The following is a 12,497-nucleotide window of genomic DNA, read 5'->3' as shown; positions in this document are numbered from 1 at the left end:
GTGGCAGTGACCAAGAACAAGGCCGTGTACCGGTGTTCGGAGTGCGCGCACGAAGTCGCCAAATGGGTCGGGAAGTGCCCGGGGTGCGGGGCGTGGGGGACCGTGGACGAAGCGCTGCCGGTGGCCGCGGCGGCCGGTGGTGGGCGCAAGGCGATGTTGCCGACCACCGCGGCGGCGCCGCTGTCCCGGATCGATTCGCAGACCACGACCGCCCGGCCCACCGGGGTCGCCGAACTCGACCGGGTGCTGGGCGGAGGTATCGTCGCGGGTTCGGTGGTCCTGCTCTCGGGCGAGCCGGGGGTCGGTAAATCCACGCTGCTGCTCGAGGTCGCGCACCGGTGGGCCCGGCAGCGCGACGAACGGGCGCTGTATGTGACCGCGGAGGAATCCGCGGGGCAGGTCCGGTTGCGGGCGGACCGGACGGGCGCGGTGCATGATCGGGTCTATCTCGCCGCGGAATCGGATCTCTCGATCGTTCTCGGGCATGTCGATCAGGTGAAACCGACACTGCTGGTGGTGGATTCGGTGCAGACGATGCTGGCTCCGGATACCGACGGCGTCATCGGCGGCGTCACCCAGGTCCGTGCCGTGACCGCCGCGCTGACCTCGCTGGCCAAGGCGAGCGGAATCGCGGTGCTGCTCGTGGGACATGTCACCAAGGACGGCGCCGTGGCCGGTCCGCGCACGCTCGAGCATCTGGTCGATGTGGTGCTGCAGTTCGAGGGCGACAAGAACACGGCGCTGCGGATGATCCGGGGGATCAAGAACCGCTTCGGCAGCGCCGACGAGGTGGGTTGCTTCGAACTCCACGACGACGGAATCGTCTGTGTCACCGACCCTTCCGGCCTCTTCCTGCACCACCGCGCGGATTCGGTGCCGGGAACCGCGGTCACCGTGGCCATGGACGGGAAACGTCCACTGGTCGGCGAGGTCCAGGGGCTCACCGTGGAGACCCAGGCACCGGCCCCACGCCGCGCGGTGAGCGGACTGGACTACAACCGGGTCGCCATGGTGCTGGCGGTGCTGCAAAGCCGCTGCGGGCTGTACGTGGGCAAACAGGACGTCTACGCGGCCACCGTGGGCGGGATGCGGCTGGTCGAGCCGGCGGCCGATCTCGCGATCGCGCTCGCCATCGCCGGCGCGGCCCGCGATACCGCCCTGCCGCCGGGCTGGGTGATCCTCGGAGAGGTGGGGCTGGCCGGTGAGGTCCGCCGGATCACCTCCACCACCCGGCGCCTGGCCGAGGCCGAACGACTCGGTTTCACCGACGCGGTGGTGCCGCCGGGCGTGGACGGCAAGGACACGCCCATGAAGCTGCATGAGGCGTCGAGCCTGCGCGGCGCCCTGCGGCTGGCCGGGCTTTCGCGGAAGTAGGCGGTCAGGCGATATTGAACGGTTCGGGGGCGCTGCGCACCGAACCCAATTGCGCCACCACGTTGTAGGCGCCGGTCGGCACCGGCACCCGTTCGCCCGCGCACTCCGGCTGTGAGGTGGCGCCCGTCCAGGTCACCGTGAACGCGGCCTGTTCACCGCGGTCCAGGGTCCGCATATCGGGGTCGCCGTCGGGGTAGCAGTCGGTGCTGGCCCACAGCCGCCGTCCGCCGTCCAGGCTGTGCACGGACACCTGCTGCAGGCCCGAGCCCATATCCCGGGAGCACGGTTCGCCCGAGATATTGGTGATGACGATGCCGAAGACCGGCTCCTCCCCCACCCGGTAGGTGGGTTGCTGGACCGATACCTTGATCGCCAGCGACTGATCGGAGCATTCTCCGGAAGCCACCGGCGCCGAACCGGAAGTCTGCCCGGCCGAGGTGGTCTCCCGGGACGCGCTGGTGGTGGAGGACGGCACCGACGTCGAACGCGCGGCGGGTTCGGTGGTCTCGGTGGACGAGGTCGCCGCGGCCGCACCGGGCGAATCGCCGCCCCGGGAGACGGTCACGACCAGCCAGATCACCACCGCGAGCGCGACGATCAGCGCTCCGATGGCAAATACTCGACGCCGCCAGTAGATCTCCGGCGGAAGTGGTCCTGTCGGTTCCAACACGTGTCAACGGTAAGCGCATCGAGCGGCGAGGGCGGTCAACGGCACACCGCGAGTGCCCGGCCGTGCCGGTTCCGGCCGCGGGCCGGGCCGGCACGGTACGCCGTGGCCCGGTCCGGACCGCGGACCGTCAGGCGATTTCACCGATATCGCCGACAACGCGCTGTAGTTGCACCCGTCCCTCGGCCAGACTGTAGGTGGCACAGGCGATCGCGCATTCTCCCGCCCGCACCCGCTGCGCCACCACCGCGGACTGTTCCATCAGCCGGCTGCTGGTCTCCACCACATGGCGGGCCGTGAACTCGTAGGCGTCGGTGAGCCCTTCCCGCCGGCCCGCCAGGATCGAGGGTGTGACCTTCTCGACGATGCTACGGATGAACCCGTCGGGCACCTCGCCGCCGTCGAGGGTGTCCAGCGTCGCCTTCACCGCACCGCAACTCTCGTGGCCGAGCACCACGATCAGCGGGATGTTCAGCACGCCGACCCCGTATTCGATCGACCCGAGCACCGAGGCATCGGTCGCGTGGCCCGCCGTCCGCACCACGAACATATCGCCGAGCCCCTGATCGAAGATCAACTCCGCGGCGACGCGGGAATCGCTGCAACCGAACAGCAGGGCGGTCGGGCTCTGGCCCGCCACGAGCTTGGCTCGGTCGGCGGCCCCCTGGCTAGGATGCTGCGACGTGCCCTTCACGAAACGCTCGTTTCCTTCGCGCAGCGATTTCCAGGCACTTACCGGGTTGGAGTGAGGCATGGTGTCCATTCTGCACGATTCGATGCACACCCCTGCATCCGTGTTGTTACGGCACCGCTTACCTCTGCGCCATCCCGGTGGCACTGCACTGTGAGGACGAACGGAGCGAGTCGGGTGAGCAGCGGGATCGTCGGAACACCGGATACCGGGGCGCGCCCCGCCACCGATCCCACCGCGATCGACGCCGACGCACTGCTCGGCTGGTATGCCCGCACCGCCCGCGATCTGCCCTGGCGGCGGCCCGGCGTCACCGCCTGGCAGATCCTGATGAGCGAGATCATGCTGCAGCAGACCCCGGTGGTACGGGTCGAACCGATCTGGCGGGTGTGGGTCGAACGCTGGCCGGTGCCCTCGGCCATGGCGGCGGCGAGCCCGGGCGAGGTATTGCGCGCCTGGGGCAAACTCGGCTACCCGCGCCGGGCGCTGCGGCTGCACGAATGCGCGCAGGTCCTGGCCGCCGAACACGGCGACGAGGTCCCCGACGATGTCGAGGTACTGCTGGGATTGCCGGGCATCGGCGCCTACACCGCGCGTGCGGTCGCCTGCTTCGCCTACGGACGCCGGGTCCCGGTGGTGGACACCAATGTCCGCCGGGTGGTGGCGCGGGCCGTGCACGGACGCGGCGAGGCCGGTAATCCCGCCACCCGCGACCTGCGGGAAACCGAAGCGCTGCTGCCGATCCGGGTCGACCGCGCCGCCCGGTTCTCCGCCGCGCTCATGGAACTCGGGGCCACCGTATGCACCGCCCGCGCACCCGACTGCGAACGCTGCCCGCTACCGCGCTGCGCCTGGGTGACGGCGGGCCGGCCGGTCATCGAATCCACCCGGCGCACCCAGAAGTACGAGGGCACCGACCGGCAGGCCCGCGGCCGGCTCCTCGACGTTCTGCGCGCGGCCCACGGCCCGGTGGAACGCATCCGGCTGGACACGGCCTGGACCCGCGATCCCGGCCAGCGCGACCGCGCACTGGATTCGCTGCTGGTGGACGGCCTGATCGAACAAACGCAGGACGGCCGGTTCGCGCTGGCGGGAGAGGGCTGAGCCGCTCACACCCCGGTGGCGTGCTCCGCCGGTAGGACACGGTCGAGGAACCGTTCGACCGCGGCGCGGTACAGATCCGGCCGGTCGTCGTGGACCAGATGCCCCGCCTCCGGGATCAGCACATGTTCGGCGGCCGGATGCAGTTCGGCCATCCGCCGCATCTGGCCCGGCGGGGTGATCGTGTATTCGCCTTCGAGCAGCAGCGTCGGCAGCCGTAGCCGCCCCCACTCCGGCCAGAACGCCCGGACGCCCCATTCCTCGGAGATATCCCGGAAGGTGGCGATATCCCCGTGCAGGCGGTAGCCCTGCGGGGTCCGCTCGAAGGAATTCTGGAAGTAGCGGCCCGCTACCGGACCGAAGTATTCGGCGAGCGCGTCACCGTCCCGGAAAGGCTGCGGCCAGGCCTCGACCATCGCCGCCCAGTGCTCGGCCGTGCGACCGGTGAAATCGGCCGCCATATCCTCCACCACCAGCGCCCGGACCCGCTCCGGATACGCCGCGGCGAAAACCCACCCGTGCAGACCACCCATCGAATGCCCGATCACCACCATCGGCTCGGTGATCCCGGCGGTAGCGGCGGCCAGATCGGCTACGAAGGCGTCGGTGCCGAGGTCGGCCGGAGCGGGCCGGCCGTGCCCCGCCGCGTCGAAGGTGTACACCCGGCCGTACCCACGCAGCCATTCGAGCTGGTCGACCCAGGTCCGGGCGCTACCCATCAGACCGTGCAGCAGCAGTATGGGGGTGCCGGCCCCGCCCTCGTCGTGCAGCATCGGCCGAGTCTAATCGGGATCGCTCACGCCACGGAACCACCCCAGGCGCACCGGCACGCACCCATCACCGTCCGACGTCGCCCGGCTCCACGGCCACCTGACCCGCGCTTATTCGCTCACATCTCTCCCTACGGTCGCCTCCCCCCGGGTGGGGCCCGCCCGGTTCTGGAGCGACCAGAGGGAGGGAGCGCAGCGACCGACCGCCGGGAGTGAAGAACCGGGTCAACAGGGCCCCACCCTCGAGCGGCGGAGCCGCTCCAAAATTAGAGGCAGAATGGGCCCATGGCTGTTGTGAAGATCAATGCGATCGAGATCCCCGAAGGCGCGGGTCCGGAGCTGGAGAAGCGGTTCGCTCACCGCGCGCACGCCGTCGAGAACTCCCCCGGGTTCCTCGGCTTCCAGCTGCTCCGGCCGACCGCCGGCGAGAACCGGTACTTCGTGGTCACCCAGTGGGATTCCGAGGAGTCCTTCGCGGCATGGCGGGACGGACCGGCCAAGGAAGCCCACGCGGGGCAGCAGAACAAGCCGGTGGCCACCGGCGCCTCGCTGCTGGAGTTCGAGGTGGTCCTGGACGTGGCGGGTAAGCCCGCTTCCTGACTTCGCCCGGAGAAAGCGCTGGCCACGGCACCCGCGGGTGCCGTGGCCAGCGCTGTTTCGCCGAGGCGATATTGACGACCAGGCCCGATGGTGTCAAAGTTCCGAGGGTAAGCGAAGGTGCGGCGGTAATCCGGTGGGAACCCGGAGCGGTCGCGCCACTGTAAGTCCACCCGGTCGGGATGGACCGAGCCAGACACCGGCATCTTCGCAGAACTCGCGACCGGACGCGAGCATCCGGATGAGGAGGATCCATCATGGCCATAGTCCACGCCCCGGCCCGGAGCGCCGACACCTTGGCGACCGTCCTGGTCACCGTCGGCGTCGTTCTGCTGGCATTGCTCACCCTGTACCTGGTCGGTTTCGATCAGGGCGCCATCTCGCGCAGCGGGATGTTCATGCATGAGCTGATGCACGACGGACGACATCTGCTCGGTGTGCCGTGCCACTGACCGGATCATTCGGTGCCCTGCTGATCCGTGGATTACTCGCCGGTCTGATCGCCGGCCTGCTGGCCGGGATCGTCGGTAATTTCGTCGGCGAACCCAAGGTGGATGCCGCGATCGCCATCGAGGAGGCGGCGGCCGCGCCCGCGGAGGAGTCCCACGGAACCGAGGCCGGGCACAGCCACGGGGAAGAGGCCGGCGGTCACAGCCACGGTGAGGACGAGGCCGTGGTCAGCCGGCCGTGGCAGAAGTTCGGGCAGTTCCTGGCGAACGCGCTGGCCGGAATGGCCTTCGGCGCGATCGTCGCCACCGCGGCGCACTACGCCCGCCGGTTCACCTCGATTCCGGGACCACGGCTGGTCCTCGGCGTCGGCGTGGCGGGCTGGCTCGCGGTGGTGCTGGTGCCGTTCTTCAAGTACCCGGCCAACCCGCCCGCGGTCGGCGACCCCGAGACGATCAACGACCGCACCCTGCTGTGGGTGGCCGCGGTGGTCCTGGGTCTCGTCGCCGTCGCGGCGGCGGTGTCCGCCTGGAATCTGCTGCGTGCGCAACTCGGCTCGCTGCGGCTCGTCGCCGCCGCGGCGGCGTTCGTGCTGGTGGTGACGCTGGGATACATCCTGCTGCCCGGCGTGAACGAGGTCGGGGCGGATTTCCCGGCAAGCCTGCTCTGGGAGTTCCGTACGGCGTCGCTGGCGGTTTCCACCACCCTCTGGCTGAGTATCGGCCTGGTTTTCGCCGTGATCACCGAGTGGCTCGAACGCGGTAGTACCCGGGTAGCCGAACCGGTCGCTACGGCAGGTTGATTCCCGCACCGGCTCGCCGGGTGCACGGTCGGTGGTATGGCTTCCACCGATACCCACCCGGCGTTCCGTGGTCGTGGTCAGACCACCCGTAGGCTCCCCCAGCGTCGCCCTGCGGCCGTGACCACGGCGTTTCTGGCCTTCCTGGCCGCGGTGGGTTTCGGAGTGGCGGAGACGGCGATACGGAGCGCGGATTCGCTCCTCGGCGATTCCGGGACGACCGCTGCCTCGACGGCCGGTGGGTGGGCGCTGCGCGCCGCGATATACGCGCTGGTGACCGTCGCCGCGTGGCGAATGTTTCGCGGTGGCCGGTGGGCACGTCTCGCGCTCACCGTGGGTATCGGCGTGATCGGCCTGGCATCGCTGGTCGTCGAACCGCTGTCCGCTTTCGCGGAGAACGGTATCGGTGACCTGTCCGGGGTCACCGGAGTCGACATACTGGTGGCCGTGACCCGCGTCGGGCATCTTCTCGCGGTACTGGTCGCGATTCCCGCGATGTACACCCCCGCGGCACGAGCCTGGTTTTCCGGCGGGGCGTGAACGGTCGGAATACCGAGCGACGGCGGGCCGCCGACGACCCGCCCGCGTCCCGGGTCCCGCCGCGTAACGGGACCCGGGACCCGCTCAGGACTCCAGCGCGGCGTCGAGCGTGATCTCGTCCACACCGGTCAGCGCCTTGCTGATCGGGCAACCGGCCTTGGCGGCCGCGGCGGCCGTCGCGAAACCGGCCTCGTCGAGCCCGGAGACCCGGCCCCGGACGGTGAGCGCGATCCGGCTGATCCGGAAACCGCCGGCCGGATCCGGGCCGAGCGTGACCGCCGCCGAGACATCGAGACTCTGCGGGGTGCCGCCGGCCTGGGCGATCTCGTTCGACAGCGCCATCGCGTAGCAGGACGAATGCGCCCCCGCGATGAGTTCCTCGGGACTGGTGGTACCGCCGGCGTCGTCCGCCGAACGTTTGGGGAAAGACACCTCGTACTTGCCGACTCCCGAGCTGACCAGTTCGACCTGGCCGGAGCCGTCCTGCAGGCCGCCGGTCCAGGCGGTGCGCGCGGTACGTGTGGGCATCACGATCCTTTCGATGACGATTCGTTTCGCGTCCGATACGAAACTACTCGCACCCGTCAGACCGTGGCGGCCGTTCGTTCGTCGAGCCGGGTCAGCACCGCCGGCCAGGCTTCGCGGTGCCGATCGCGGGCGATCTCGCCGGTGAACCCGCTGTGCCGCAACCGCAACCGGATACCCCGCGGCTGTTTCACGAACTCCACCCGGACCACGGTTTCCGCACCCTCGGTCCCGCCTTCGCCCGTCACCCATGTCATCTCGACCAGCCGTCCCGGTTCCAGACGCAGGAAACGCCCGTAGTGGGGCCGGATCGTCCCCTCGTGCCGGGTCTCGAAATAGAACGGCTCGCCTACCTCCGGCCGCATCCGCACCGAGGACGGTTCGGCGAACCAGATATCGAATCCCTGTGTCCAGGCCAGGTACAGGAGTTCCGGTGCAGCGGTCATCACCCTCTCCACCGTGAGCTCGTAAGGCCGTGCTGACAGGTCCGGTACACGCACTTGCTGGTCGACCATCTCCAGAACCATACTCGCGCGCACCCGGGTACGGCCGTGGATGCGGTGTTCACCGCGCCGCCACCCCGCGGGCCGCCGCGAACAGGCACGGTGACCACCGGGAATACCATTGCGGCACCGGGAATCCGGGTGTGCGCCGACGGTCCGTGCGATGGGCGAATAGGGTGATGCGGGTGGAGAGTTCGCGATGACGAGCTGGCAGATTATCGGGCTACTGGGCTGGCCGGTGCTGGCCGGTGTGCTGGTCGAACTGGTGCGGCAGCGCCGCGCGCTGGTCGCCCTGCGCCGGGAACTGGGTGCTGCCGGCCGGACGGTCGCGCGGCAGCGACGGGAACTGGAGGTGGATGCCGAACGTCTGCTGATCGCGCGCGAATTGCACGATGTCGTGGCCCACAACCTGTCGCTGATCAATGTGCAGTCCGGAATGGCGCTGCAGCAGGTCGAGAACAAATCGGCCAAGGCCGTGGGCACCGTCGCCGAGATCAAGACCACCAGCCGCAACGCACTCGAGGATGTGCAGGCCCTGCGGCACGCGATCCAGGCGGTCGAAGCCGCCGCGGCGGACAGCGACACCGAGTCACCGGGCGTCTCCGGCGACCGGCCGGACCGGCCGGCCCGCGAGAAACGGCCCCGGCGGGGCGGATTCGGCCGACGTGACAGGCCCGGTACCGCGGGCCGGCCGCCCACCGGCGCCGAAACCGGCGGTCAGCCCATACCCGCGGCACCGCCACCTCCGCCCCGCGAACCGGACCCCACCCTGTCCGACCTGGACGAACTGCTGCGCAAACCGCGTACGGCCGGATTGACGGTCGAGACGCGGGTCCTGGGTACCGCCGCCACGCTCCCGGCCGCGATCGATGACGCCGCGACCCAGATCGTGCGCGAATCCCTGGCCAACGTGCTCCTGCACGCGCCCGGGGCGCAGGCCTCGGTCACCGTGCGCTACACCGGCGATTCGGTCGATCTCACGGTCGACAACACCCGGCCCACCGGAAAACCCGAACACACCGGGCCCACCCGCGGGATGGGCATCATCGCCATGCGCGAACAGACCCACGCCCTGGGCGGTGCGTTGACGGCGGGCCCCAAGCCCAGCGGCGGCTACCGTGTCGCGGCCAGGCTTCCGAGCCGGCCGCTGCGGGTCGCGGCCGATCCGGACGCAGCTCTGCGGTCGCGGGTGGGGTCGCAGTCGACCAAGCGGATTCCGGCCCCGGACGCCGACCGCTCCACCGGGCGCGAGAACCCGTCCGAGCGAGTCGAAACCGGTCCCACCACAGTGGAATAGCGGGCACCGGCGCCCGGTGGAAACCGTCGGTACGTACCGCTAACGTCCACCCCGCTGTCGAATTCCGACCATCGGGGTGAACTATGGGAATCGTTGTTTCGTTCGATCGCGTATCCGAGGCGCAGCTGGCACAGGTCCTCGCCGATCCGGATAAACACTGGGAAGTGATCGACGACGGCCGCGACCGCAGGACCGAGCCCGACGGTTATCTCGATAAGGCCTGGGAGGGCCTGTCCGATCTTCTCGAGAGCGCCGGAACCGGGATCGACCTGGTTCTGGACGGCCATCCGATCGACGATTCCGAGATCCTGTTCGGCTGGTCGTCCGCGCTGGTCCGACGGACCGCGGAAAAGCTGAGCGGAACACCTTTCACGACGCTCGCCGCGCACGCCGAAGCCGCGGCGGTCGACGAGGCCGAGCTCGGCTATCTGCGCCAGTACTACGACGTCCTGGTGAAATTCTTCGATTCGGCCGCTGTCGCGGGTTCCGCGGCAATCATGAGCATGAGTTGACAGACGACCGGAGACGGCGAAGAGGGCCTGCCCACCGGATCCGGTGGGCAGGCCCTCTTCGTTGTTGCTTCTACTCGCCCGAGGCGGCCTCGGCCGGGCCCTCGGACGCACCGGTCAGCACGACCTCCGGCTTCTTCTCACCGTCGTCCTTGGTGAGCTTGGCCTTCGGGGTGAAGGTGAAGTGGGCGTCCTCGCCCGAACCTTCGCCGTCCCAGCCCTCGACATCCACCACGACGTTCTGACCGGGGCCGATCTCGCCGAAGAGGATCTTCTCCGACAGCTGGTCCTCGATCTCGCGCTGGATGGTGCGACGCAGCGGCCGGGCGCCGAGCACGGGATCGAAACCGCGCTTGGCCAGCAGGCTCTTGGCCTGGTCGGTCAGCTCCATCGACATATCCTTGTTCTTCAGCTGCACGCCGACGCGGTTGATCATCAGATCCACCATCTCCACGATCTGCTCGGTGGTGAGCTGGTGGAAGACGATGACGTCGTCGATACGGTTGAGGAACTCGGGCCGGAAGTGCTTCTTCAGCTCGTCGTTGACCTTGAGCTTCATCCGCTCGTAGTTCGAGCCCTCGTTGTTCGACTGGGTGAAGCCCAGGCCGACCGCCTTCGAGATATCCGAGGTGCCGAGGTTCGAGGTGAAGATCAGCACCGTGTTCTTGAAGTCGACCGTGCGTCCCTGACCGTCGGTCAGGCGGCCGTCCTCGAGGACCTGCAACAGGGTGTTGTAGATCTCCTGATGGGCCTTTTCGATCTCGTCGAACAAAACCACGGAGAACGGCTTGCGGCGCACCTTCTCGGTGAGCTGGCCGCCCTCTTCGTAGCCGACGTACCCGGGAGGGGCGCCGAAGAGCCGCGACGCGGTGAAGCGGTCGTGGAACTCGCCCATATCGATCTGGATGAGGGCGTCGTCGTCGCCGAACAGGAAGTTCGCCAGCGCCTTGGACAGCTCGGTCTTACCGACGCCGGACGGGCCGGCGAAGATGAACGAACCGGACGGACGCTTGGGATCCTTCAGACCCGCACGGGTACGGCGGATGGCCTTGGAAACGGCCTTGACCGCGTCCTCCTGGCCGATGATCCGCTTGTGCAGCTCGTCCTCCATACGGAGCAGACGGGTGGTCTCCTCCTCGGTGAGCTTGAACACGGGGATACCGGTCCAGTTGGCCAGCACCTCGGCGATCTGCTCGTCGTCGACCTCGGCCACGACATCCAGATCACCCGAACGCCACTGCTTCTCGCGCTCGGCGCGTTTGGCGACGAGTTGCTTCTCCTTGTCGCGCAGCCGCGCGGCCTTCTCGAAGTCCTGCGCGTCGATCGCCGATTCCTTCTCCCGGCGCGCGTCGGCGATCTTGTCGTCGAATTCGCGCAGGTCGGGCGGGGCGGTCATCCGGCGGATACGCATCCGGGCGCCGGCCTCGTCGATCAGGTCGATCGCCTTGTCCGGCAGGAACCGGTCGTTGATGTAGCGATCGGCCAGGGTGGCGGCGGCCACCAGGGCACCGTCGGTGATGGACACCCGGTGGTGCGCCTCGTAGCGGTCGCGCAGACCCTTGAGGATGTTGATGGTGTGCTCGACGGTCGGCTCGCCCACCTGCACCGGCTGGAACCGGCGTTCCAGGGCGGCGTCCTTCTCGATGTACTTGCGGTACTCGTCGAGGGTGGTGGCGCCGATGGTCTGCAGCTCACCGCGGGCCAGCTTCGGCTTCAGGATCGAGGCCGCGTCGATGGCGCCCTCGGCGGCACCCGCACCGACCAGCGTATGCAGCTCGTCGATGAACAGGATGATGTCGCCGCGGGTGTTGATCTCCTTGAGCACCTTCTTCAGGCGCTCCTCGAAATCACCGCGGTAGCGGCTGCCCGCGACCAGGGAACCCAGGTCGAGGGTGTAGAGCTGCTTGTCCTTGAGGGTCTCGGGGACCTCGCCGTTGACGATGGCCTGGGCCAGGCCCTCGACCACCGCGGTCTTACCGACACCGGGCTCGCCGATCAGCACCGGGTTGTTCTTGGTGCGGCGGCTCAGCACCTGCATGACCCGCTCGATCTCCTTCGAGCGGCCGATGACGGGATCGAGTTTGCCCTCGAGCGCGGCCTGGGTGAGATTGCGGCCGAACTGGTCGAGGACCAGCGAGGTGGACGGGGTCCCGGTCTCGCCGCGGGCGCCGGATTCCACGGGCTCCTTGCCCTGGTACCCGGACAGCAGCTGGATGACCTGCTGGCGGACCCGGTTGAGGTCGGCGCCGAGTTTGACCAGTACCTGGGCCGCGACACCCTCACCCTCGCGGATCAGGCCGAGCAGGATGTGCTCGGTACCGATGTAGTTGTGACCGAGCTGCAGCGCCTCGCGCAGGCTCAGTTCCAGCACCTTCTTGGCGCGGGGGGTGAACGGAATATGCCCGGACGGGGCCTGCTGGCCCTGGCCGATGATCTCCTCGACCTGGCTGCGGACGCCCTCCAGCGAGATTCCGAGCGACTCCAGGGACTTGGCCGCGACACCTTCACCCTCGTGGATCAGACCCAGCAGGATGTGCTCGGTGCCGATGTAGTTGTGGTTGAGCATCCTGGCCTCTTCTTGGGCCAGGACGACGACACGCCTCGCGCGGTCGGTGAACCTCTCGAACATCGCTCCCTCACTCTCCTGCTCCGGACTCTATGGCCGGCCGGTGCCGTG

14 protein-coding genes and 1 riboswitch are annotated in these 12,497 nt (G+C 68.8%); of the genes, 8 read left to right on the top strand and 6 right to left on the bottom strand.

The genetic code is table 11. The features are described 5' to 3' along the window. The first annotated feature begins 6 nt into the window (after window positions 1-6). Window positions 7-1,374 carry a DNA repair protein RadA gene (gene radA, locus ACZ6SF_RS30095; RefSeq protein ID WP_466066932.1) on the top strand — a complete coding sequence of 456 codons (1,368 nt, stop codon included), beginning with the start codon at window positions 7-9 and terminating at the stop codon, window positions 1,372-1,374. A gap of 4 nt (window positions 1,375-1,378) precedes the next feature. Here the strand turns inward: radA and ACZ6SF_RS30090 are convergent, their stop codons facing one another. Both ACZ6SF_RS30090 and ACZ6SF_RS30085 read right to left on the bottom strand, forming a co-directional pair. Beyond that, the gene (locus tag ACZ6SF_RS30090; RefSeq protein WP_466066671.1) at window positions 1,379-2,044 is read right to left on the bottom strand and encodes a hypothetical protein; all 666 of its coding nucleotides are present in this window, start codon (window positions 2,042-2,044) and stop codon (window positions 1,379-1,381) included. Between the two features lie 127 nt (window positions 2,045-2,171). Beyond that, complete coding sequence (locus tag ACZ6SF_RS30085) at window positions 2,172-2,795, bottom strand: carbonic anhydrase (RefSeq protein WP_466066669.1); 624 nt, start codon at window positions 2,793-2,795, stop codon at window positions 2,172-2,174. 177 nt (window positions 2,796-2,972) lie between these two features. On the opposite strand from ACZ6SF_RS30085, the gene ACZ6SF_RS30080 reads away from it, so the two are divergent. Beyond that, on the top strand, window positions 2,973-3,836 hold the full coding sequence (locus ACZ6SF_RS30080; protein ID WP_466066931.1) for an HhH-GPD family protein: 864 nt from the start codon (window positions 2,973-2,975) through the stop codon (window positions 3,834-3,836). A 5-nt stretch (window positions 3,837-3,841) separates the two neighbouring features. On the opposite strand, the gene ACZ6SF_RS30075 is transcribed toward ACZ6SF_RS30080, so the two are convergent. Then, window positions 3,842-4,606 (bottom strand): alpha/beta fold hydrolase, encoded by a 765-nt coding sequence (locus ACZ6SF_RS30075; protein ID WP_466066668.1) that lies wholly within the window; start codon window positions 4,604-4,606, stop codon window positions 3,842-3,844. A gap of 282 nt (window positions 4,607-4,888) precedes the next feature. Between ACZ6SF_RS30075 and mhuD the strand changes: the two genes are divergently transcribed. From mhuD to ACZ6SF_RS30055, 4 genes are all read left to right on the top strand, one after another. Continuing rightward, complete coding sequence (mhuD, locus tag ACZ6SF_RS30070; protein ID WP_058853342.1) at window positions 4,889-5,203, top strand: mycobilin-forming heme oxygenase MhuD; 315 nt, start codon at window positions 4,889-4,891, stop codon at window positions 5,201-5,203. 100 nt (window positions 5,204-5,303) lie between these two features. After that, window positions 5,304-5,422, top strand: a riboswitch (cobalamin riboswitch). 35 nt (window positions 5,423-5,457) lie between these two features. Continuing rightward, window positions 5,458-5,652, top strand: coding sequence for a CbtB domain-containing protein (locus ACZ6SF_RS30065; RefSeq protein WP_466066666.1), 195 nt, complete (start codon window positions 5,458-5,460; stop codon window positions 5,650-5,652). Next, window positions 5,643-6,449: a CbtA family protein gene (locus ACZ6SF_RS30060; protein ID WP_466066664.1), complete on the top strand. Its 807-nt coding sequence runs from the start codon at window positions 5,643-5,645 to the stop codon at window positions 6,447-6,449. Before ACZ6SF_RS30065 ends, ACZ6SF_RS30060 begins: the two co-directional genes overlap by 10 nt. Window positions 6,450-6,566: 117 nt before the next feature. Further along, entirely contained in the window at window positions 6,567-6,986 is a 420-nt protein-coding gene (locus ACZ6SF_RS30055; protein ID WP_466066662.1) for a hypothetical protein, read from the top strand. Between the two features lie 84 nt (window positions 6,987-7,070). Here ACZ6SF_RS30055 and ACZ6SF_RS30050 read toward each other — a convergent pair whose 3' ends face one another. Further along, window positions 7,071-7,514 (bottom strand): OsmC family peroxiredoxin, encoded by a 444-nt coding sequence (locus tag ACZ6SF_RS30050; protein WP_466066661.1) that lies wholly within the window; start codon window positions 7,512-7,514, stop codon window positions 7,071-7,073. Window positions 7,515-7,570: 56 nt separating this feature from the next. Beyond that, window positions 7,571-7,957, bottom strand: coding sequence for an SRPBCC family protein (locus ACZ6SF_RS30045; RefSeq protein WP_466066659.1), 387 nt, complete (start codon window positions 7,955-7,957; stop codon window positions 7,571-7,573). Window positions 7,958-8,213: 256 nt separating this feature from the next. Here ACZ6SF_RS30045 and ACZ6SF_RS30040 point away from each other — a divergent pair, with 256 nt between their 5' ends. Further along, a complete protein-coding gene (locus ACZ6SF_RS30040; protein ID WP_466066657.1) occupies window positions 8,214-9,311 on the top strand; it encodes a sensor histidine kinase in 1,098 nt (365 codons plus the stop codon). Window positions 9,312-9,394: 83 nt separating this feature from the next. Beyond that, window positions 9,395-9,823 (top strand): DUF1877 family protein, encoded by a 429-nt coding sequence (locus tag ACZ6SF_RS30035; RefSeq protein WP_466066656.1) that lies wholly within the window; start codon window positions 9,395-9,397, stop codon window positions 9,821-9,823. Between the two features lie 70 nt (window positions 9,824-9,893). Here the strand turns inward: ACZ6SF_RS30035 and ACZ6SF_RS30030 are convergent, their stop codons facing one another. Then, window positions 9,894-12,449, bottom strand: coding sequence for an ATP-dependent Clp protease ATP-binding subunit (locus ACZ6SF_RS30030; RefSeq protein WP_466066654.1), 2,556 nt, complete (start codon window positions 12,447-12,449; stop codon window positions 9,894-9,896). Between the last annotated feature and the right edge of the window lie 48 nt (window positions 12,450-12,497).

It is taken from the genome of Nocardia sp. NPDC049935 (assembly GCF_055586645.1).
Note: the sequence above shows the minus strand (reverse complement) of the source record. Positions and strands in the feature narration are given on the sequence as shown.

Bases quoted from the DNA above. Each gene is read 5' to 3' on its own strand.
- ACZ6SF_RS30085 (WP_466066669.1), bottom strand. From the start codon at position 2,795: ATGCCTCACTCCAACCCGGTAAGTGCCTGGAAATCGCTGCGCGAAGGA.
- ACZ6SF_RS30035 (WP_466066656.1), top strand. From the start codon at position 9,395: ATGGGAATCGTTGTTTCGTTCGATCGCGTATCCGAGGCGCAGCTGGCA.
- ACZ6SF_RS30050 (WP_466066661.1), bottom strand. From the start codon at position 7,514: ATGCCCACACGTACCGCGCGCACCGCCTGGACCGGCGGCCTGCAGGAC.
- ACZ6SF_RS30045 (WP_466066659.1), bottom strand. From the start codon at position 7,957: ATGACCGCTGCACCGGAACTCCTGTACCTGGCCTGGACACAGGGATTC.
- ACZ6SF_RS30065 (WP_466066666.1), top strand. From the start codon at position 5,458: ATGGCCATAGTCCACGCCCCGGCCCGGAGCGCCGACACCTTGGCGACC.
- ACZ6SF_RS30075 (WP_466066668.1), bottom strand. From the start codon at position 4,606: ATGCTGCACGACGAGGGCGGGGCCGGCACCCCCATACTGCTGCTGCAC.
- mhuD (WP_058853342.1), top strand. From the start codon at position 4,889: ATGGCTGTTGTGAAGATCAATGCGATCGAGATCCCCGAAGGCGCGGGT.
- ACZ6SF_RS30040 (WP_466066657.1), top strand. From the start codon at position 8,214: ATGACGAGCTGGCAGATTATCGGGCTACTGGGCTGGCCGGTGCTGGCC.
- ACZ6SF_RS30030 (WP_466066654.1), bottom strand. From the start codon at position 12,449: ATGTTCGAGAGGTTCACCGACCGCGCGAGGCGTGTCGTCGTCCTGGCC.